Origin of the sequence: Ruegeria sp. A3M17, from assembly GCF_003318255.1 — a bacterium.
Classification (GTDB): Bacteria; Pseudomonadota; Alphaproteobacteria; order Rhodobacterales; family Rhodobacteraceae; genus Ruegeria.
On sequence record NZ_QOCF01000028.1, the window covers coordinates 97,060 to 113,705 of the forward strand.

The 16,646-nt window shown below is 57.0% G+C and carries 18 protein-coding genes; 12 read left to right on the forward strand and 6 right to left on the reverse strand.

All coding sequences use genetic code 11. The features are described from left to right. Nucleotides 1–42 precede the first annotated feature (42 nt). Entirely contained in the window at nucleotides 43–1,644 is a 1,602-nt protein-coding gene (locus DS906_RS14830) for a BCCT family transporter (protein WP_113790910.1), read from the reverse strand. Between the two features lie 292 nt (nucleotides 1,645–1,936). On the opposite strand from DS906_RS14830, the gene DS906_RS14835 reads away from it, so the two are divergent. The 5 genes from DS906_RS14835 (at nucleotide 1,937) to DS906_RS14855 (ending at nucleotide 6,647) form a co-directional block, all read left to right on the forward strand. Next, the gene (locus DS906_RS14835) at nucleotides 1,937–2,290 is read left to right on the forward strand and encodes a helix-turn-helix transcriptional regulator (protein ID WP_113790911.1); all 354 of its coding nucleotides are present in this window, start codon (nucleotides 1,937–1,939) and stop codon (nucleotides 2,288–2,290) included. After that, nucleotides 2,271–2,693 carry an SRPBCC domain-containing protein gene (locus tag DS906_RS14840; protein ID WP_113790912.1) on the forward strand — a complete coding sequence of 141 codons (423 nt, stop codon included), beginning with the start codon at nucleotides 2,271–2,273 and terminating at the stop codon, nucleotides 2,691–2,693. Before DS906_RS14835 ends, DS906_RS14840 begins: the two co-directional genes overlap by 20 nt. Then, complete coding sequence (locus DS906_RS14845) at nucleotides 2,690–3,058, forward strand: DUF1761 family protein (protein ID WP_113790913.1); 369 nt, start codon at nucleotides 2,690–2,692, stop codon at nucleotides 3,056–3,058. Before DS906_RS14840 ends, DS906_RS14845 begins: the two co-directional genes overlap by 4 nt. 231 nt (nucleotides 3,059–3,289) lie before the next feature. Beyond that, the gene (gene pnp / locus DS906_RS14850; RefSeq protein ID WP_113790914.1) at nucleotides 3,290–5,440 is read left to right on the forward strand and encodes a polyribonucleotide nucleotidyltransferase; all 2,151 of its coding nucleotides are present in this window, start codon (nucleotides 3,290–3,292) and stop codon (nucleotides 5,438–5,440) included. Between the two features lie 229 nt (nucleotides 5,441–5,669). After that, on the forward strand, nucleotides 5,670–6,647 hold the full coding sequence (locus tag DS906_RS14855) for a Hint domain-containing protein (protein WP_113790915.1): 978 nt from the start codon (nucleotides 5,670–5,672) through the stop codon (nucleotides 6,645–6,647). Between the two features lie 101 nt (nucleotides 6,648–6,748). Here DS906_RS14855 and DS906_RS14860 read toward each other — a convergent pair whose 3' ends face one another. Beyond that, nucleotides 6,749–7,384: a DUF1326 domain-containing protein gene (locus tag DS906_RS14860; RefSeq protein WP_113790916.1), complete on the reverse strand. Its 636-nt coding sequence runs from the start codon at nucleotides 7,382–7,384 to the stop codon at nucleotides 6,749–6,751. A gap of 237 nt (nucleotides 7,385–7,621) precedes the next feature. Between DS906_RS14860 and DS906_RS14865 the strand changes: the two genes are divergently transcribed. The 4 genes from DS906_RS14865 to DS906_RS14880 all read left to right on the forward strand — a co-directional run bounded on the left by DS906_RS14865 (nucleotide 7,622) and on the right by DS906_RS14880 (nucleotide 10,072). Beyond that, nucleotides 7,622–7,894, forward strand: a complete 273-nt coding sequence (locus DS906_RS14865) for a PepSY domain-containing protein (RefSeq protein WP_113790917.1) — start codon at nucleotides 7,622–7,624, stop codon at nucleotides 7,892–7,894. Between the two features lie 23 nt (nucleotides 7,895–7,917). Further along, entirely contained in the window at nucleotides 7,918–8,439 is a 522-nt protein-coding gene (locus tag DS906_RS14870; protein ID WP_113790918.1) for a LuxR C-terminal-related transcriptional regulator, read from the forward strand. Nucleotides 8,440–8,589: 150 nt separating this feature from the next. Further along, nucleotides 8,590–9,279: an outer membrane protein gene (locus DS906_RS14875; protein WP_158541331.1), complete on the forward strand. Its 690-nt coding sequence runs from the start codon at nucleotides 8,590–8,592 to the stop codon at nucleotides 9,277–9,279. Nucleotides 9,280–9,349: 70 nt separating this feature from the next. After that, the gene (locus DS906_RS14880) at nucleotides 9,350–10,072 is read left to right on the forward strand and encodes a glycosyltransferase family 25 protein (protein ID WP_113790920.1); all 723 of its coding nucleotides are present in this window, start codon (nucleotides 9,350–9,352) and stop codon (nucleotides 10,070–10,072) included. Between the two features lie 56 nt (nucleotides 10,073–10,128). Here DS906_RS14880 and DS906_RS14885 read toward each other — a convergent pair whose 3' ends face one another. Beyond that, the gene (locus DS906_RS14885; protein WP_113790921.1) at nucleotides 10,129–10,779 is read right to left on the reverse strand and encodes a peroxiredoxin; all 651 of its coding nucleotides are present in this window, start codon (nucleotides 10,777–10,779) and stop codon (nucleotides 10,129–10,131) included. Nucleotides 10,780–10,985: 206 nt separating this feature from the next. On the opposite strand from DS906_RS14885, the gene DS906_RS14890 reads away from it, so the two are divergent. After that, on the forward strand, nucleotides 10,986–12,425 hold the full coding sequence (locus tag DS906_RS14890) for an aldehyde dehydrogenase family protein (RefSeq protein WP_113790922.1): 1,440 nt from the start codon (nucleotides 10,986–10,988) through the stop codon (nucleotides 12,423–12,425). A gap of 57 nt (nucleotides 12,426–12,482) precedes the next feature. Here DS906_RS14890 and DS906_RS14895 read toward each other — a convergent pair whose 3' ends face one another. The 3 genes from DS906_RS14895 to DS906_RS14905 form a co-directional block, all read right to left on the reverse strand. Then, nucleotides 12,483–12,917 (reverse strand): glyoxalase superfamily protein, encoded by a 435-nt coding sequence (locus tag DS906_RS14895; RefSeq protein WP_113790923.1) that lies wholly within the window; start codon nucleotides 12,915–12,917, stop codon nucleotides 12,483–12,485. A 178-nt stretch (nucleotides 12,918–13,095) separates the two neighbouring features. Beyond that, nucleotides 13,096–13,989: a cation diffusion facilitator family transporter gene (locus tag DS906_RS14900; RefSeq protein WP_113790924.1), complete on the reverse strand. Its 894-nt coding sequence runs from the start codon at nucleotides 13,987–13,989 to the stop codon at nucleotides 13,096–13,098. A 51-nt stretch (nucleotides 13,990–14,040) separates the two neighbouring features. Next, on the reverse strand, nucleotides 14,041–14,892 hold the full coding sequence (locus DS906_RS14905; protein WP_113791215.1) for a bifunctional helix-turn-helix domain-containing protein/methylated-DNA--[protein]-cysteine S-methyltransferase: 852 nt from the start codon (nucleotides 14,890–14,892) through the stop codon (nucleotides 14,041–14,043). Between the two features lie 118 nt (nucleotides 14,893–15,010). Between DS906_RS14905 and nth the strand changes: the two genes are divergently transcribed. Together nth and DS906_RS14915 are read left to right on the forward strand one after the other, a co-directional pair. After that, nucleotides 15,011–15,655, forward strand: a complete 645-nt coding sequence (gene nth, locus DS906_RS14910) for an endonuclease III (RefSeq protein WP_113790925.1) — start codon at nucleotides 15,011–15,013, stop codon at nucleotides 15,653–15,655. After that, nucleotides 15,652–16,641 carry an adenosine kinase gene (locus DS906_RS14915; RefSeq protein ID WP_113790926.1) on the forward strand — a complete coding sequence of 330 codons (990 nt, stop codon included), beginning with the start codon at nucleotides 15,652–15,654 and terminating at the stop codon, nucleotides 16,639–16,641. The genes nth and DS906_RS14915 overlap by 4 nt, the downstream gene beginning before the upstream one ends. The last annotated feature ends 5 nt before the right edge of the window (nucleotides 16,642–16,646 follow it).

Sequence of the window (16,646 nt, forward strand, 5' to 3'; positions counted from 1 at the left end):
CCCGCCAAAAGGCGGACGCTTAAAGGTTCCTAGATCAAGAATCTACATCTTGGCCAGTTCCGATTTCAGCGCCAACCACAAGCAGTAGCACATGATCAGAACGACCAGCGTGAACGGGATACCGGTCGAAACCGCCGCGCCTTGCAGGGCTGCAAGACCGCCGCCGAGCAACAGTGCAATGGCAACCAACCCTTCAAGCGTACACCAGAACACCCGCTGTACAACCGGGGCGTCCATCTTGCCACCTGCGGTAATCGTGTCGATCACCAGTGAACCGGAATCCGACGAGGTGACGAAGAAGATCACGATCAGGACCAGTGCGATTGGCGCGACAATACCATAAAGGGGCAGCTCTTTCAGGAAGCCGAACAGTGCGCCTTCGGGAGCGTAGCTGTCGATCACCGTAGCGCGGACACCTTCGGCTCCGCCTGCGTTCAGCATGTCGATGGCAGCACCACCAAAGGTCGACATCCACAAGGCACAGACTGCCGTCGGTGCCAGAAGGGCGCAGAGGATGAACTCGCGCACTGTGCGACCCCTCGAGATGCGGGCGATGAACATGCCGACGAAGGGTGACCATGCGATCCACCAGGCCCAGTAGAAAGTGGTCCAGCCGTGGAAATAGCTGGTGTCTTCACGTCCGAACGGGTTGGACAATGCCGGAAGGTGCAAAACGTAGTCTGTCATCACGTTGAAATACCGTGCGAAGGCAGTGCCGACCCCGGTAACAACGATCACGAAGATAAACAGACCCACGGCCATGATCATGTTGATTTCACTCAACCGTTTGACGCCAGCATCCATGCCCATCAGGACCGAGCCCAGCGCAATCAGCGTGATGCCGATGATAAGCAAAACTGTGACGGTTGGGCTGGGTTCGATGCCGAACACCTCATACAATCCTGCCGCAACTTGCTGCGCCCCAAGCCCAAGCGAAGTGGTCAGTCCGAAAAGCGTCGCAAATACAGCCAGAGTATCGATGATATGGCCCCACCAACCCCACACACGCTCTCCGAGGATCGGATAGAAGGCCGACCGCAGGGTCAGGGGAAGATCAAGGTTATATGCAAAGATGGCCAAGCTAAGACCAACTGCGGCATAGACCGCCCAGCCTTCCAGCCCCCAATGGTGGATCGTTCCGACGATACCAGCATATTCATTGCCCGGAACCGCGATATCGATACCCAGCGGCACCGCGTTCCCGTCTTCGGCAAAATTGTAATAGACGGGCTCCATCACCCCAAAGAACAACAGCCCGATGCCGATACCGGCCGCGAACATCATCGCAATCCATCCGGCATAGGAATAGTCGGGCTTTGCGTCCTTGCCGCCGATCCGCACCTTGCCAACCGGCAACACGATCAGAACAAGACAGAACAACGTGATTGCATCGACCGACAGGACCAGGAACCAGTCAAACGTGCTGGTGAGCCATGGTCGTAGCCAGCCAAAAAGTGCCGCAGCACCCTCTTGATTGGCCAATGCGATCAGAACAAACGCGAAGATCAGGATGCTCGAGATCAAAAAGACTGGGTTATGGATGTCCAAACCGAATGGCCGGACGTTGTCTTGCCCAAGCTCGTATTCGGTCTCGAAGTCGTAAATCCGGGGGTCCGGATCCAGCATTTTCTTGGTTTGTGCCATTCGTCTGCCCTTCTGTTCGCTAAGTGCAAACGCCAAGGTATTCGACCAGCGGACGGAAACGAGATTTTGTCCCTTGGCGCTTCTCCGTCAATTCGACCGCGGGCTTCGTGATAACAGCTTACACTGACGACATAATTTCACCAAACGCATTCCCGTTAGTGAATTTATCTGACTTGATAGACGATTTTGGGCGGCACCGGGATCATTGGTCCCAACTTCTGGCCAAGGGGCTTTATCCGTGTTATTCACCCAAATGGTTGACTGAAGCAGAATAAGGATATAATTCATCCATATGGTTGAACGAGAGAGTCGCTCTGATCTGAGCGCGATATTGAAGGCCGCGTCCGACCCGACCCGCCGTGCGATCCTGACGATGCTTGCGCAGCAGGGACCCTTGCGGGTGACGGACATCGCGCGGCAATTCGATATGAGCCTCAATTCGGTATCCAAGCACATAAAGGTGCTGGAAAACGCCGAACTGGTGCGGCGCCGGACGGAATGGCGCGAGCATTTGATCGAGGTTCAAATGGATCCCTTGTCAGCCGTGGATGAATGGTTTGCCGGTTTGCGTTCGATCTGGGCGCTTCGGCTGGACGCTTTGGAAACTGCTTTGGAGGACCCAAAAGATGACGGACCTGTCTCTTGAAATTACACGCGCAATCCCGCACCCACCTGAAAAGGTGTTCGACGCCTGGCTGAACCCGGATATGCTGGCCAAATTCATGCTGCCAGGGCCGGGCATGACGGTGCCCGAGGCGCATTCCGACGCAAAGGTCGGTGGGCGATTCAAAATCATTATGCGTGCACCCGAAGCGGGTGACTTGCCGCACGAGGGCGAATACAAGGTCATCGACCGCCCGAACCGGCTGCAATTTACGTGGAATTCTCCGTACAGTCAGGATGATTCCACCGTGACGCTGGATTTCACGCCAACCGATGCAGGGACCGAATTGCGCCTGCATCACGTCAGATTCCCATCACAGGAAAGCCGCGACAATCACGAGGGCGGATGGGCTGCGATCCTTGCAGCGCTGGAGACAGCGCTATGATCAACTGGCTGGCTCTTGCAGCGGGGGTGATCGCGGCCTTTCTGCTGGGATGGCTGGTCTATGGACCGGTCGGATTCCAGAAACGCTGGGCCGAAGGAACGCGGATTGATCCGACACCTCCGGAAACGCCGCCATTGCCTCAGATGGCCGCGCAGATCGTGTTCCTGATCTTGCTGGCCACTGTGATCGCGCTCACCGAAACCACCAACAGTCTGGGCGTCGCCCTTCTGGCCATCCTTGCAGTGGCGGCGCAGACGGCCTCGGTCGGGGCCTGGGCGCAAAAAAACGTGTTCGCGATCATGGTAGATACTGGCTATGCTCTGGGATGCGGCGTGGTGATGATCCTCGCGCACGCAATCTTTTGAACGGCTCTGGCCCGGTCCAAAATGGATCGGGCGTAAGCTGTGCAGTCCTCCACCGGCCTTGTGCGGTTCCCCTTTCCTTCTACACCAATCTCATGTATGCGCGCGGTATCTGAGACGTTGTGCCCTGATCCCGGCACTCAGACGAAAGCTAAAATGGGATCGGCGGCAATGTGGCCGCCATGCAAACGGGAGACCCGCAGGGGCGGGAGTGCTCCCATCTAGGATACGCATATGTTTGATGTAACGAAAAAATCTATGCAGTGGGGCGAAGAGACGCTCACACTGGAAACCGGCAAGGTTGCCCGTCAGGCTGACGGCAGCGTGATCGCGACACTGGGCGAAACCAGCGTCATGGCGAACGTGACCTTTGCGCGGCAGCAAAAACCGGGTCAGGACTTTTTCCCTCTGACCGTCCACTATCAGGAAAAATACTATGCCGCCGGTAAGGTTCCGGGTGGCTTCTTCAAGCGTGAGGCGCGCCCGACCGAAAAAGAGACGCTGACCGCGCGTCTGATCGACCGTCCGATCCGCCCGCTGTTCGTTGACGGCTTCAAAAACGAAGTTCTGGTGATGTGCACCGTGCTGTCCCACGATCTGGTCAACGACCCCGACATGGTTGCGATGATCGCTGCCTCGGCCGCGCTGACGATTTCCGGCGCGCCGTTCATGGGTCCGATCGCCGGTGCCCGCGTTGGTTTTGAGGACGGTGAATACGTTCTGAACCCGACCGTTGACGACATGCAGGACCTGCGCCTGAACCCTGAACAGCGCCTGGATCTGGTTGTTGCCGGTACCAAAGACGCCGTGATGATGGTTGAGTCGGAAGCCTACGAGCTGTCCGAGGCCGAAATGCTGGGTGCGGTCAAATTCGCACACGAGCAGATTCAGCCGGTCATCGACCTGATCATTGATCTGGCCGAAGACGCTGCAAAAGAACCGTTCGACTTTCAGCCTGCCGATTACTCAGAGCTGTCTGCTGCTGTCAAAGCTGCTGGCGAGACTGAGATGCGCGCCGCATTTGCGATCAGCGACAAGCAAGAGCGCACTGCCGCGGTTTCCGCCGCACGTGACACCATCAAAGCCGCTTTGACCGAAGAGCAGCTGGGTGACGCGAATCTTGGTTCGGCCCTGAAAAAGCTTGAAGCTGGCATTCTGCGCGGCGACGTTGTCAAAACCGGCAAGCGTATCGACGGTCGTGCGACCGACGAGATCCGCAGCATCGTTTCGGAAACCGGAATGCTGCCCCGGACGCACGGTTCCGCCCTGTTCACCCGTGGTGAAACGCAGGCGCTGGCTGTGACCACGCTGGGCACCGGCGACGATGAGCAGTTCATCGACGCGCTGCATGGCAACTTCAAATCGAACTTCCTGCTGCACTATAACTTCCCTCCCTACTCGGTTGGTGAAGTTGGCCGCGTTGGTGGTCCGGGCCGTCGTGAGATCGGCCACGGCAAGCTGGCATGGCGTGCGCTTCAGGCGGTTCTGCCTGCAGCGACAGACTTCCCCTACACGATCCGCATCGTGTCGGAGATCACTGAATCCAACGGCTCGTCCTCGATGGCGTCTGTCTGCGGCGGTTCGCTGTCGATGATGGATGCGGGTGTTCCGCTGAAATCAGCGGTTGCCGGTGTGGCCATGGGTCTGATCCTGGAAGATGACGGCGAATATGCCATCCTGTCCGACATTCTGGGTGACGAAGACCACCTGGGCGACATGGACTTCAAAGTTGCGGGTACCGAAAACGGCATTACCTCGCTGCAGATGGACATCAAGGTTGCGGGCATCACGCCCGAGATCATGGAGAAAGCCCTGGCGCAAGCCAAGGACGGCCGGATGCACATTCTGGGTGAGATGGGCAAAGCCCTGTCCGAGACCAACGAATTCTCAGTCCACGCCCCGCGCATCGAGACCATGAACATCCCCACCGACAAGATCCGTGAAGTGATCGGTTCGGGCGGTAAGGTGATCCGTGAGATCGTCGAAGTTTCAGGTGCCAAGGTCGACATCAACGATGACGGCGTGATCAAGATCGCCTCGCCCGATGGTGAATCGATCAAGAAGGCTTATGAGATGATCCACTCGATCGTCGCCGAGCCGGAAGAAGGTCAGGTTTATACCGGCAAGGTCGTCAAAATCGTCGACTTCGGTGCCTTCGTGAACTTCTTTGGCAAGCGCGACGGTCTGGTGCACGTGTCCCAGATCGAAAACCGCCGCCTGAACCATCCGTCAGACGTTCTGAAGGAAGGTCAGGAAGTAAAGGTCAAGCTGCTGGGCTTTGACGATCGCGGCAAGGTCCGCCTGTCGATGAAAGTTGTCGATCAGGAAACCGGCGAAGAGATCGTTCCCGAGAAGAAAGAAAAGAAAGAGGAAAGCGCAGAGTAATCTGCCCCTCTTTTAAATGATCAAGGCCCCGGCAGAACTGCCGGGGCCTTTTTTTGTCTTTGCGCCATCTGGTTAGGTCTGATGCTCAGAACTTACTTAACCCGCCTCACTCTGCCATTGGTGCCATAGGTCCCGAAACAAGAAATCAGCACCTTATATAATACACGCATTGCGTGTATTGTGGTGGGAATGAAGATGAGTGTTTCAATTTCAGGGGCATCGTTAATCCATGAATTTTTTTACACTGTATCAAGTAAGTGCCGATCCGCTTGGTAATCCGAATGTCACGGTCACGAACGCCTTTCAGGTGGCAATTACCGACAATGACAACCAACTTGAAAACCCGGACGCCGATGGCAGCCAGCAATTTGATGTGAGCGGCATCGCTGGGTTGAATACTTCCGAAGATTTCCAGGTTTTTGAGAATTACACCGCCAATGTCGGCGGATCGCCAGTAACTTTTACTTTGCTGCAATGGCAAGGAACTCAGTACATCGTTGTCACATCCGGTCAGGTTGCCGTCAACGATGTACTGTCAGGCAACACACTGACGCAAAACCCTGCGTCGCCTTCGGTCTACGATACACTTCCAACTTTCGTTTGCTTTACTTCCGGGTCCCTGATCCTTACGCCGTCAGGTCGACGCCTAATTGAAACACTGGAACCCGGAGACGAAGTGATCACGGCAGATGGCAGTGCGCGGCCGGTGCGCTGGATTGGCCGGCGCCAGTTATCTGCGCAAGAGTTGAAACGTGATCCGCACCTTTGCCCGGTTCGTATCCGCGCCGACCGCTTTACCGAAGGTTGTCCTAGTCGGGATCTATTGGTCTCTCCCCAGCATCGGATTGCTGTAACCTCTGCTGTTATGGAGCTGTATTACTTTGATACTGTAATGCTGGCCCCGGCCAAAGGCATGGTCGACGGTCAGGGCATCGAACAACTCCCTCCGGAACAAGGGGTCGAATACATCCATATATTGTTCGACAAACATGAGCTAGTGAATGTCGAAGGTGTCTGGTCCGAGTCCTTTTTCCCCGGCGACACCACAATGAGCGCAATGGCCCCGGCCACCAAACGCGAGCTGTTTGAACTGTTCCCCGAACTTATGTGCAGCAAAACGGGTTATGGCGAGACCGCTCTGCCAGTCCTCAAACCCTACGAAGTCCGCCTTCTTCGGTCAGACCTGTCGGTCCCAATGATTTGGTGACACCACCTACGCAGCGGAACACTCTGCCTAAGTCCACTTTCGGGTTTACTATGAGCCTATGAGTTCGGGTTTGGTTTAGTCATGCCCGTGTGTCGCATCTGTCAGTGTGAAACGCCGCTTGGACCGTGTTTCATGACATGCCATTGGCCATAACTGTCGTTCAAATCCAGCGAGATCGCGGCATCTGCCTTGGTCGAGGCGCTGCCAATCTCGGCCAGGGTAAATTCGATACCACCGGGAATGTCGATCCGAACGCGATGCGGACCACCGCCATGTGGGGCCTCGATAGGACGGCCAGTTGAGCTCAGCACCTCACCGATTGAGACTTTGGCAGTGCGCCCATCCATGTCCATCTCAAAATCAATCGGCACATAAAGGGTCTCGTGAACCGTGTCGCACATCGTGCGGAAGACATGCCAGTGGGTTGCCATTTCCTCGGTCTCTTCCCCGTGAAAGACCTTTTCCAATGCGGCCCGTTGCGCGTCCGAGGCGCTTGGGTCGATGATCACCTGCATCTGGCCGCCGCCCTCAAAGATCGGGCCAGGCCAGGCGTAGATCAGCGCAGCTTTTGTGCCCGCAAGGTCGGTGTCGCCAAAATGTCCTTTGGAAACCTCAAGCACCTCAAAGCCGCGGCAATTTCCGTGGGTTGGTAATTCTTCGAACTGACAAGGGCAGGCATAGCCGCAATTGCAGTTCCCGAATGCATCGCCTTCAACGTACCAATCTGTGAATGCCATCGTCTTCTCCTGTTTTACACAGTCTGAACGCCCGACGTCTTGGTTATATGCCTGTAGAATTCCCCCGCATAACCCTAGCACAAATCGGTCAAATGCAGAACCAGGTGGCCTGAAACCGTATTTTTCCGGGATAAACCTTGGTCCAATTCCTTGCGTTTCAACCAAAAGCCAATCGCAGCGCACCCGCCCTGTTCCCAGTTTCACAACATCGGCACAACGCAAAAAAGGAGATGCAAAATGGAAACCTTGAAACTGCTGACACTGACCGGATTGATTGCAACAGCGCCAGTTCTTGCATTGGCCAATGTCGGGCTGGGCGACAAACTGGGCACCAGTGAGGCTGATATCCGCGCGACCCTAGAGGCGCAGGGATACCAGATCAGAAAGATCGAATTCGAAGACGGTGAGATCGAGGTTGAACTCATCAAAGATGGTGTAGAAACTGAACTTGTCCTATCCGAGACCGACGGCGTGGTAACTGCCATCGAACTCGAAGAGGACGATGACTGACCCAACGAACTCTCAGGAGCCTCATGAAGCTTTCACAAACGTCATTGCTTTGGCTTCTTCTGGTGGTGCAGGCCGTCTGCGCCGCCTTTTTCGTGACGGACGCGATGTTGGACTGGACTGGTGGGGAAAGCGCGGGCTTTCGCCACCTGCATAGTTTCGAACTGGTTCTGGCGCTGGCATTGCTCGGCGGTCTTGCCGCAACGATTGCACTGATCAGGTCCCAGAACAGGCGTGTGCGCGACATGCAGCGACAGCTGAGTGTCGCGAAGGGCGCGTTTGCTCTACTCATTGCCTCTCAATTCACTGAGTGGAACCTGAGTGATGCTGAACGTGACGTTGCCCTGTTGTCTATCAAGGGTCTGTCAATTGCGGACATCGCGACATTGCGGCAAACCAAAGAAGGCACGGTCAAAGCGCAATGCGCCGCGGTGTATCGCAAGGCAGGAGTCACGGGACGCGTGCAATTGCTGAGCTACTTCATCGATGAGCTGCTTTCCGAACCTTTGCTGACAAACAGTTCTGAAAGGTCGAATTCGACCACATAGACCGTGAATCAAAATGTTAGTTCGGTGCTGATCATATTCACTCACACACGCCCAATATCCTGTGAATTGAAGTGAAGGGCTGGCGCCTTTCATTCCTGCCTTTACTGCCCACATGTGCGCCATACCAATTGTGGAACAAAGGACATGGTCATGGTTACGCGTCTTCTTCTCGCCTCGACAGCTTTGACGATCAGCGCGTCCGCGCTGGCCGCACAGAGCCTTTCCGAGGGTCTCTATCTTCAGGGCTTTGCCGGGTACAGCCAGCTACAGGACAGCGACTTTAGCGGCACGATCAATGGATCGTCGCAGTCGGTGGATACCGATTTCGATGGCGGCTATGGGCTGGGCATCGCGGTCGGCAAAGAGATCCCGCAATGGTCGAACGATCAGTTTGGCACCCGGATCGAGCTGGAGCTGTCCTATCGTGATAATGGCGTGGATGGCGTCAATTTCTCGGGCAACGGTCCCGGCGCGGAAGGCAACATTTCGGGCGACGTGTCGCAGACGTCGTTGTTCGCCAATGTGCTGGTCGATTTTAAACAGGCAGGGGCCTTCACACCCTATGTCGGCGTCGGCCTGGGTGCCACTTACTCTGATCTGGATTTTGTCTACGGACCGGGCGTCGAACTGAACGACACCGACACCACCTTCGCGGCACAAATCATTGCCGGCGTTGCTTATGAAATCAGCCCAAATTCCTCTCTGACCTTGGATACCCGATATGCCCGTGCATTCGACGTATCCTCGGCACGTTTGGCACCAAACGGTGCGTCCACGGGTACGGTTGAGGATGACATCGACGCCTTCAGCGTCAATGTCGGCCTGCGATACGGTTTCTGATACGTCATGGGGAAGTGTTTCTTTCGGGTTTCTCTTCCCCCTTTCGTCGCTGTGTTCTATGCACTGTGCCATGAAGACTTTTGTCATCCATATGACGGCAAGCACAGCGCGGCGACCCAACGCCGAACGGCTGTGTGCCAGTCTGCCCAATGCGGAACTGTTCGAGGCCGTCAATGGGAAAGACCCCGCTCAAATCGCGGATGTACAATTGTTTCCGGGCGATCTGTACCGCCCCAGATACCCATTTCCGCTACGCCCCGCGGAGATCGGAGTTTTCGCGAGCCACCGGCGAATCTGGCGCAAGCTCGTTGATGAAAAGATCGACCGCGCTATTATTACCGAGGATGATCTGCGCATAGATCCGTGCCGTATGGCCTATGCGTTAGAGATGCTGGATCCGCTTGCGACCCCGGATCACTATATCCGAATTCCCGTGAAACAGCGCGAGGATGCGGCACGAACGCTTGTAAAGCAAAACGGATTGCGTCTGATCCTGCCAAAAGTCATTGGCCTGCAATGCGTCTGCCAGGTGGTCGGGCGGCGTGCGGCTGAGCGGTTGCTTGCCGTAACCGACCAGATTGACCGACCGGTCGACACGTTCCTGCAAATGCACTGGGTGACCGGGCAGCCGATCCTTTCCTTGCAAGGAAGCGGCAATCAGGAAGTCGCGCACGAAATCGGCGGTTCGACCATACAGGCAAGCCCGCCGCTGGCCGACAAGCTGACGCGTGAATTCAAGCGTGCTGCTTATCGCCGGAAACTGTATCTGCACCCCCAACGATCCGCGGCCTAAAGGCCGTGGCAGGCATATTGGAATCGGGCAGAGCTTAGCGCCCTGCCCGAGCTGCTTTAGCTGGGCGCTTTGGTTTTACGCAGATACGGGAAGATGGTTTCGAACTCACCGAACTTTTCTTTTGCCTCGTCATTCGACACCGCAGGCGGGATGATCACGTCTTCGCCCGGCACCCAGTTCGCGGGGGTGGCCACGCCCTTGGCGCTCATCTGCAGACCGTCCAGCGCGCGCAGGATTTCGGCAAAGTTCCGGCCCACGGTCATCGGGTAGGTCATCGACAGTTTCAACTGTTTGTCCGGGCCGATGATGAACACCGAACGCACGGTTGCACTGTCGGCAGGGGTGCGGCCATCAGGCAGGTACGCCTCGGCGGGCAGCATGTCGAACGCCTTGGACACGGCCAGACCGTCATCAGCGATGATCGGAAAACCGGGGTTGGCGTTGCCATAAGCCTCGATGTCCTTCTTCCACTTCTTGTGGTCCTCGACACCATCGACTGAGACGCCCATCACCTTGGTGTTGCGGGCTGCCCATTCGTCGTTCAACTGCGCAACGGCCGAGAATTCGGTGGTGCAGACCGGCGTGAAATCCTTGGGGTGTGAGAACAGGATCGCCCAGCTGTCACCGATCCAGTCATGGAACTGAAAAGTGCCCTGATCCGTCTCTGCAGTGAAATTCGGAACGGTGTCATTGATGCGCAAACCCATGGGGCATCTCCTTTTTTGTGAAACAAACCGAGTCGGTTGCTGGAAACCTAATAACTCTGCGCCATTGTTAAACCATTCGCTGCTTGAAAGGGTATTCATTTTTGAGGAAATTAATTTGATCAAATTGCGCCTTGCCACACAGATACGCCGGTGCCAGAGTGGCGCAAATTCCCGCCATCCGGGCCACGGGATCAGGAGGACACGTGATGATCGAGAAACGCAATTTCTACATTGACGGAACATGGGTCACCCCATCTGCAGCGAATGATTTCGAGGTGATCAACCCCTCGACCGAGGAACCCTGCGCGGTGATCTCACTGGGCGCGCAGGCTGATACCGACGCCGCAGTTGCTGCCGCAAAGGCCGCCCTGCCCGGCTGGATGGCCACGCCTGTCGAGGATCGCATCGCGCTGGTCGAAAAACTGATCGGGATTTACCAAAGCCGTTCCGAAGACCTGGCCCAGGCGATGTCTCTTGAGATGGGAGCGCCAATCGACATGGCGCGCACCCAGCAATCCGGCGCGGGCATGTATCACCTTGCGAACTTTGTGCGCGCAGCCAAGGCGTTCCAATTCGACCGCCCGCTGGGGGATCACGCGCCCAATGACAGGATCATCTATGAGGCCGTCGGTGTTGCCGCCCTGATCACGCCGTGGAACTGGCCGATGAACCAGGTCACGCTCAAGGTCGGCGCGGCGGCGATTGCAGGCTGCGCCATGGTTCTGAAACCATCGGAACAAAGCCCGCTGAACGCAATGATCTTTGCCGAGATGATGGATGAGGCCGGCTTCCCCGCCGGTGTGTTCAATCTGGTGAACGGCGATGGCGTGGGCGTTGGTTCCCAGCTGTCGGCTCATCCGGATGTGGATATGGTCAGCTTTACCGGCTCGACCCGCGCTGGCACAGCGATCTCAAAAAGTGCTGCAGACAGCTTGAAGAAGGTACATCTGGAGCTGGGCGGCAAGGGTGCAAACGTGGTCTTTGCCGATGCCGATGAAAAGGCCGTCAAACGTGGCGTTCTGCACATGATGAACAACACCGGCCAAAGCTGTAATGCGCCCAGCCGCATGCTGGTGCAGCGCCCGATCTACGATCAGGCTGTGGAAACTGCGGCTGAAGTGGCCAGCATGGTTTCGGTGGGCAGCGCGCAGGAAGAAGGCCGCCATATCGGCCCCGTCGTGAACGAGTTGCAGTGGAACAAAATCCAGGACCTGATCCAGAAGGGCATCGACGAAGGCGCCCGTTTGGTGACGGGAGGCACCGGGCGGCCCGAAGGGCTGAACAAGGGCTATTATGTACGTCCGACCGTCTTTGCCGATGCCAATAACCAGATGACCGTCGCGCGCGAAGAGATCTTTGGCCCGGTCCTGACCATGATCCCCTTCGACACCGAAGAAGAGGCCGTCGAGATTGCCAACGACACGCCATACGGCCTGACCAATTACGTTCAGACGCAAGACGGCGCGCGGGCCAACCGAATGGCACGTGTGCTGCGGTCCGGAATGGTCGAAATGAATGGCCAGTCGCGCAGTGCAGGATCACCGTTTGGCGGCATGAAACAGTCCGGCAACGGGCGCGAAGGCGGCTTGTGGGGGTTGGAAGACTTCCTTGAGGTCAAAGCCGTCGGTGGCTGGGCGGCAGAGTGACGCCAGACCAGAACTTAACAAAAGGGCGCGGCGGTGGTTACCCGCCGCGCCCTTTTTTTACGTGGGTCGAACGATCAGTTGTGGTCGGCCGTCCGAGGTATGCCGCGTGGATCGACCATCCCAGCCAATCTCACCGGTCACGCGTTGCCGATAGGCCGAGAAGCTGTCGAACTGAACGACATCCACGGGTGTTTCAAAGTGTAAGGTAACGCGCCGATGCGACCCGTCACCCAACAGGGTCATACCACGGATTTCCGCCTTGAATGGCTGACCCAGATAAAGCCCTTCAACCCGGTCACCAACACGCAAATGCATGCGATTTCCGGCCATTGCGTGCAACGTATTCCAATCGCGCACCCCATGTTGATGCGCCAACAATTCCAGCGATTCACTATGCGAGAGCGTGACCCCTGCACCGCGCAGCCTGTCGCGCAATCGCTTCGCCTGCGCTTTTAGCTCCTCAAGCGGAGCAATACTATTTGAACGTGTCATTTCTTGCCTCGTTTCCTTAAACGGGCGCCAAGTCAGGACGGGGTTCGCATTGCCATCCGCGCGCCAGGAAAGGGCAACAGATGTTCATCAACCGGGTTTCACCAATGCCAAATGGCTGCGAACGGCAGGGGACCCAAACCTGACGGCAACATTTCGCACTGGCAGATGTGTCTGTCAATCAGGCTCTGGTACTTTTTAACTCGCTGTCCGGTTCCAGATGGATGACAAAGACTGACCCCGGAAACTTCTTGTTCAGGGCCGCCTCGATATCGTCGCAGATGTCATGCGCGGCCGCGACCGACGTGGCACCGTCGACGACAAGGTGAAACTCAACAAAAATCATGTTGGCTGACCTGCGACCGCGCAGATCATGATACTCCAACGCCGGGCCCAAATTGGCTTCGATTGTTTCGCGCACAGACGTCAATTCCCCATCGACCAGCGAAGCATCCATCAACCCGTCGACAGAGCTGCGGATGACCTTCCACCCCTCCCACAGAATATTGACGGCCACCAGAATCGCGATAATGGGATCAAGGATCAACCAACCTGTCGCCATCGCAATAAGCAACCCGACAACAACACCGACCGAGGTCATAAGGTCGGTCAATATGTGCTTTCCGCTTGCCTCTAACGCTGGTGAGGATTCTCGTCGCCCAACCCGCAACAGCAAATACGCCCAGATACCATTCAGGCACGTCGCACCCACATTTATGGCAATGCCCAGGAACGGTTCCCCGGCCAGATGCGGATCAGGCAATGCGAAAACAGCTTCACGAATGATCAGCAGCGCCGCCAGAACAATCAGCGTCCCTTCGACCACAGCCGACAAGTACTCGGCCTTCTTATGCCCGAACGGGTGCTTTTTGTCCGGCGGCATGCCTGAAATGCGCACCGCGAAAAACGCAAGCAGGGCGGCCGCCACATTCACCACTGATTCCAGGGCATCCGATAGCAGAGCCACCGAACCAGTCACCCACCAGGCCAGAAGTTTCAGCAGCAAAACCGCCACTGAAACCGGAATGGCCCACGCCGCGAATGTCTGTGTGATCTGCCTGCTTTCCTGCTTCATGGAGTCTCACTATCACAGGATGCAGCAGCGCAAAGTCTGTTTTTGACGTGACTATGCGTCGGCCTGAGCGGCCTCAAATGCCAGCATTGCGCGTTTGACCGGCAGGCCCCAGTGATAGCCACCAAGTCCGCCGGATTTGCGCAGCGCCCGGTGGCAAGGGATCAGCCAGCTGACCGGGTTGCGACCAACCGCGGTTCCTACGGCACGCACGGCTTGTGGCGATCCCACACGCTGTGCGATCTCGGAATAGGTGGTGACCTGGCCTGACGGGATGTGCATCAGCGCCTCCCAAACCTTGATTTGCAAAGGCGAGCCAATGAGGTACAGCGGCGTAGGTTCCAGCCGGTCGCTTGCCGCGCCAAAAGCACTTAGAACCCAAGGGCGCAGGCGCATCGGATCTTCGATGAATTCGGCCTTGGGCCACCGCGAGATCATATCCTCCATCGCGTTCTCTTCGCCGGTTTCAGCACCAAAAGCCATGCCGCAAATGCCCTTGTCGGTTCCCATCACCAGTGCCGGGCCAAATGGGCATTCGAACCAGCCCCAATAGATGGTCAGCCCGATGCCTCTGCGTGCGTATTCGCCGGGGCTCATGGACTCCCATTTCAGGAACAGATCGTGCAGGCGTCCACTGCCGGACAGGCCGACGTTATGCGCGGTTTCCAACGTGGTGAACCGTTCCCGCAACAATGTCTTGGCGTGGCCCAGCGTCAGATATTGCTGGTAGCGTTTCGGCGACACCCCGGTCCAACGCGAGAACAGGCGCTGGAAATGCGCCGGGCTCATATCCATCTGGCGGGCTAGCTCTTCCAGGCTCAGGCCCTCGCCGCCCTGATCAATCAGGTCGATCGCGCGGCGCATGACGTTGTAGTGGTATCCGCTTTCCGGTGTCTGGACGTTCATGGCTATTACCTCATTGTCTTGACCAAACCATAGCGCGCAGGTTACGCCCTCGCGACCCGGAACTTGCGCATTGGCTTTGGACTTGTATCGACGCGCCCCGAACGGCATTAAGACGCGGATGGCAAAACAACTCGGATATCACCGGATCCGCGAGATCTTTACGCGCTTTCAGGAAGCTGACCCCGAACCCAAGGGCGAGCTTGAGCATGTCAACGTCTATACTCTGGTGGTCGCCGTGGCCCTGTCTGCACAAGCCACCGATGTCGGTGTGAACAAAGCCACCCGCGCGTTGTTCAAGATCGCCGACACGCCGCAAAAGATGCTGGATCTGGGCGAAGAAGGTCTGATCGAGCATATCAAAACCATTGGCCTGTTTCGGCAAAAGGCGAAGAACGTCATCAAGCTCAGCCGTATTCTGGTCGACGACTATGGCGGCGAGGTGCCCAATTCCCGCGCAGCTCTGCAATCACTGCCGGGTGTGGGCCGCAAGACGGCAAATGTGGTGTTGAACATGTGGTGGCGGTATCCGGCGCAAGCAGTCGACACGCATATCTTCCGTGTTGGCAATCGCACAGGCATTTGCCCCGGCAAGAATGTGGACGCCGTCGAACGCGCCATCGAAGACAATATCCCGACCGACTTTCAGCTGCATGCGCATCACTGGCTGATCCTGCATGGCCGCTATCATTGCAAGGCGCGCAAGCCCATGTGCGGCACCTGCATCATCCGCGATCTCTGCGAATTTGAGGACAAGAACCTATGAAAACCTACCAACTGACCGGCATCGGAAATGCTGTTGTGGACGTGATTTCCCAGGCCGACGACAGTTTCCTGGAGCTGATGGGCATCGAAAAAGGCATCATGCAACTGATCGAACAGGAGCGTGGTGAAGTCCTATATGCCTCGATGGAAGGCCGAGTACAGACGCCGGGTGGTTCGGTTGCCAACACCATCGCTGGCGCAGGTGCGCTAGGGCTTGATTCAGCGTTTATCGGGCGGGTTCATGATGACGCTCTGGGCCGGTTCTACGCGGACGCAATGAATGAAGATGGCGTTGATTTCGTGAACGCTCCGGTGCCGGGGGGCGAGCTGCCAACTTCGCGCTCGATGATCTTTGTCTCGCCCGATGGGGAACGGTCGATGAATACCTATCTGGGGATTTCCTCGGAACTGTCGTCGCAGGACGTATCGGATGACGTCGCAGGCAACAGCCAGATCATGTTCCTTGAGGGCTATTTGTTCGACAAGGAAAAGGGAAAGGCCGCGTTTCTTGAGGCCGCGCGCGCGTGCCACAAAGGTGGCGGCAAGGCGGGTATCGCCATTTCCGACCCCTTCTGTGTGGAACGCCACCGTGTCGATTTCCTGCTGCTGATCGAAAACGAACTTGATTTCGTCATCGGCAACGAGGCCGAGATCAAATCCCTGTTCGAAACCGACGATCTGGAAGAGGCGCTGGCCAAAACCGCCGCGATCTGCTCGCTTGTCGTATGCACCCGCTCCGGCGACGGCGTGACTGTCCTAAGCGAGGGGCAGCGCGTCGACGTACCAGTCGAGAAAGTCGTGCCCGTGGACGCAACCGGTGCGGGCGATCAGTTTGCCGCCGGCTTCCTGTTTGGCATGGCCACAGGCCGCGATCACGAAACCTGCGCCAAGATCGGCAATATCTGCGCCCGCGAGGTCATCAGCCACATCGGCCCGCGCCCCGAGGCGAACATGCAGGAACTGCTGCGCGCCGAAGGGTTGCTGTAATCCGC

Bases quoted from the DNA above. Each gene is read 5' to 3' on its own strand.
- DS906_RS14830 (WP_113790910.1), bottom strand. From the start codon at position 1,644: ATGGCACAAACCAAGAAAATGCTGGATCCGGACCCCCGGATTTACGAC.
- DS906_RS14835 (WP_113790911.1), top strand. From the start codon at position 1,937: ATGGTTGAACGAGAGAGTCGCTCTGATCTGAGCGCGATATTGAAGGCC.
- DS906_RS14840 (WP_113790912.1), top strand. From the start codon at position 2,271: ATGACGGACCTGTCTCTTGAAATTACACGCGCAATCCCGCACCCACCT.
- DS906_RS14845 (WP_113790913.1), top strand. From the start codon at position 2,690: ATGATCAACTGGCTGGCTCTTGCAGCGGGGGTGATCGCGGCCTTTCTG.
- pnp (WP_113790914.1), top strand. From the start codon at position 3,290: ATGTTTGATGTAACGAAAAAATCTATGCAGTGGGGCGAAGAGACGCTC.
- DS906_RS14855 (WP_113790915.1), top strand. From the start codon at position 5,670: ATGAATTTTTTTACACTGTATCAAGTAAGTGCCGATCCGCTTGGTAAT.
- DS906_RS14860 (WP_113790916.1), bottom strand. From the start codon at position 7,384: ATGGCATTCACAGATTGGTACGTTGAAGGCGATGCATTCGGGAACTGC.
- DS906_RS14865 (WP_113790917.1), top strand. From the start codon at position 7,622: ATGGAAACCTTGAAACTGCTGACACTGACCGGATTGATTGCAACAGCG.
- DS906_RS14870 (WP_113790918.1), top strand. From the start codon at position 7,918: ATGAAGCTTTCACAAACGTCATTGCTTTGGCTTCTTCTGGTGGTGCAG.
- DS906_RS14875 (WP_158541331.1), top strand. From the start codon at position 8,590: ATGGTTACGCGTCTTCTTCTCGCCTCGACAGCTTTGACGATCAGCGCG.
- DS906_RS14880 (WP_113790920.1), top strand. From the start codon at position 9,350: ATGAAGACTTTTGTCATCCATATGACGGCAAGCACAGCGCGGCGACCC.
- DS906_RS14885 (WP_113790921.1), bottom strand. From the start codon at position 10,779: ATGGGTTTGCGCATCAATGACACCGTTCCGAATTTCACTGCAGAGACG.
- DS906_RS14890 (WP_113790922.1), top strand. From the start codon at position 10,986: ATGATCGAGAAACGCAATTTCTACATTGACGGAACATGGGTCACCCCA.
- DS906_RS14895 (WP_113790923.1), bottom strand. From the start codon at position 12,917: ATGACACGTTCAAATAGTATTGCTCCGCTTGAGGAGCTAAAAGCGCAG.
- DS906_RS14900 (WP_113790924.1), bottom strand. From the start codon at position 13,989: ATGAAGCAGGAAAGCAGGCAGATCACACAGACATTCGCGGCGTGGGCC.
- DS906_RS14905 (WP_113791215.1), bottom strand. From the start codon at position 14,892: ATGAACGTCCAGACACCGGAAAGCGGATACCACTACAACGTCATGCGC.
- nth (WP_113790925.1), top strand. From the start codon at position 15,011: ATGGCAAAACAACTCGGATATCACCGGATCCGCGAGATCTTTACGCGC.
- DS906_RS14915 (WP_113790926.1), top strand. From the start codon at position 15,652: ATGAAAACCTACCAACTGACCGGCATCGGAAATGCTGTTGTGGACGTG.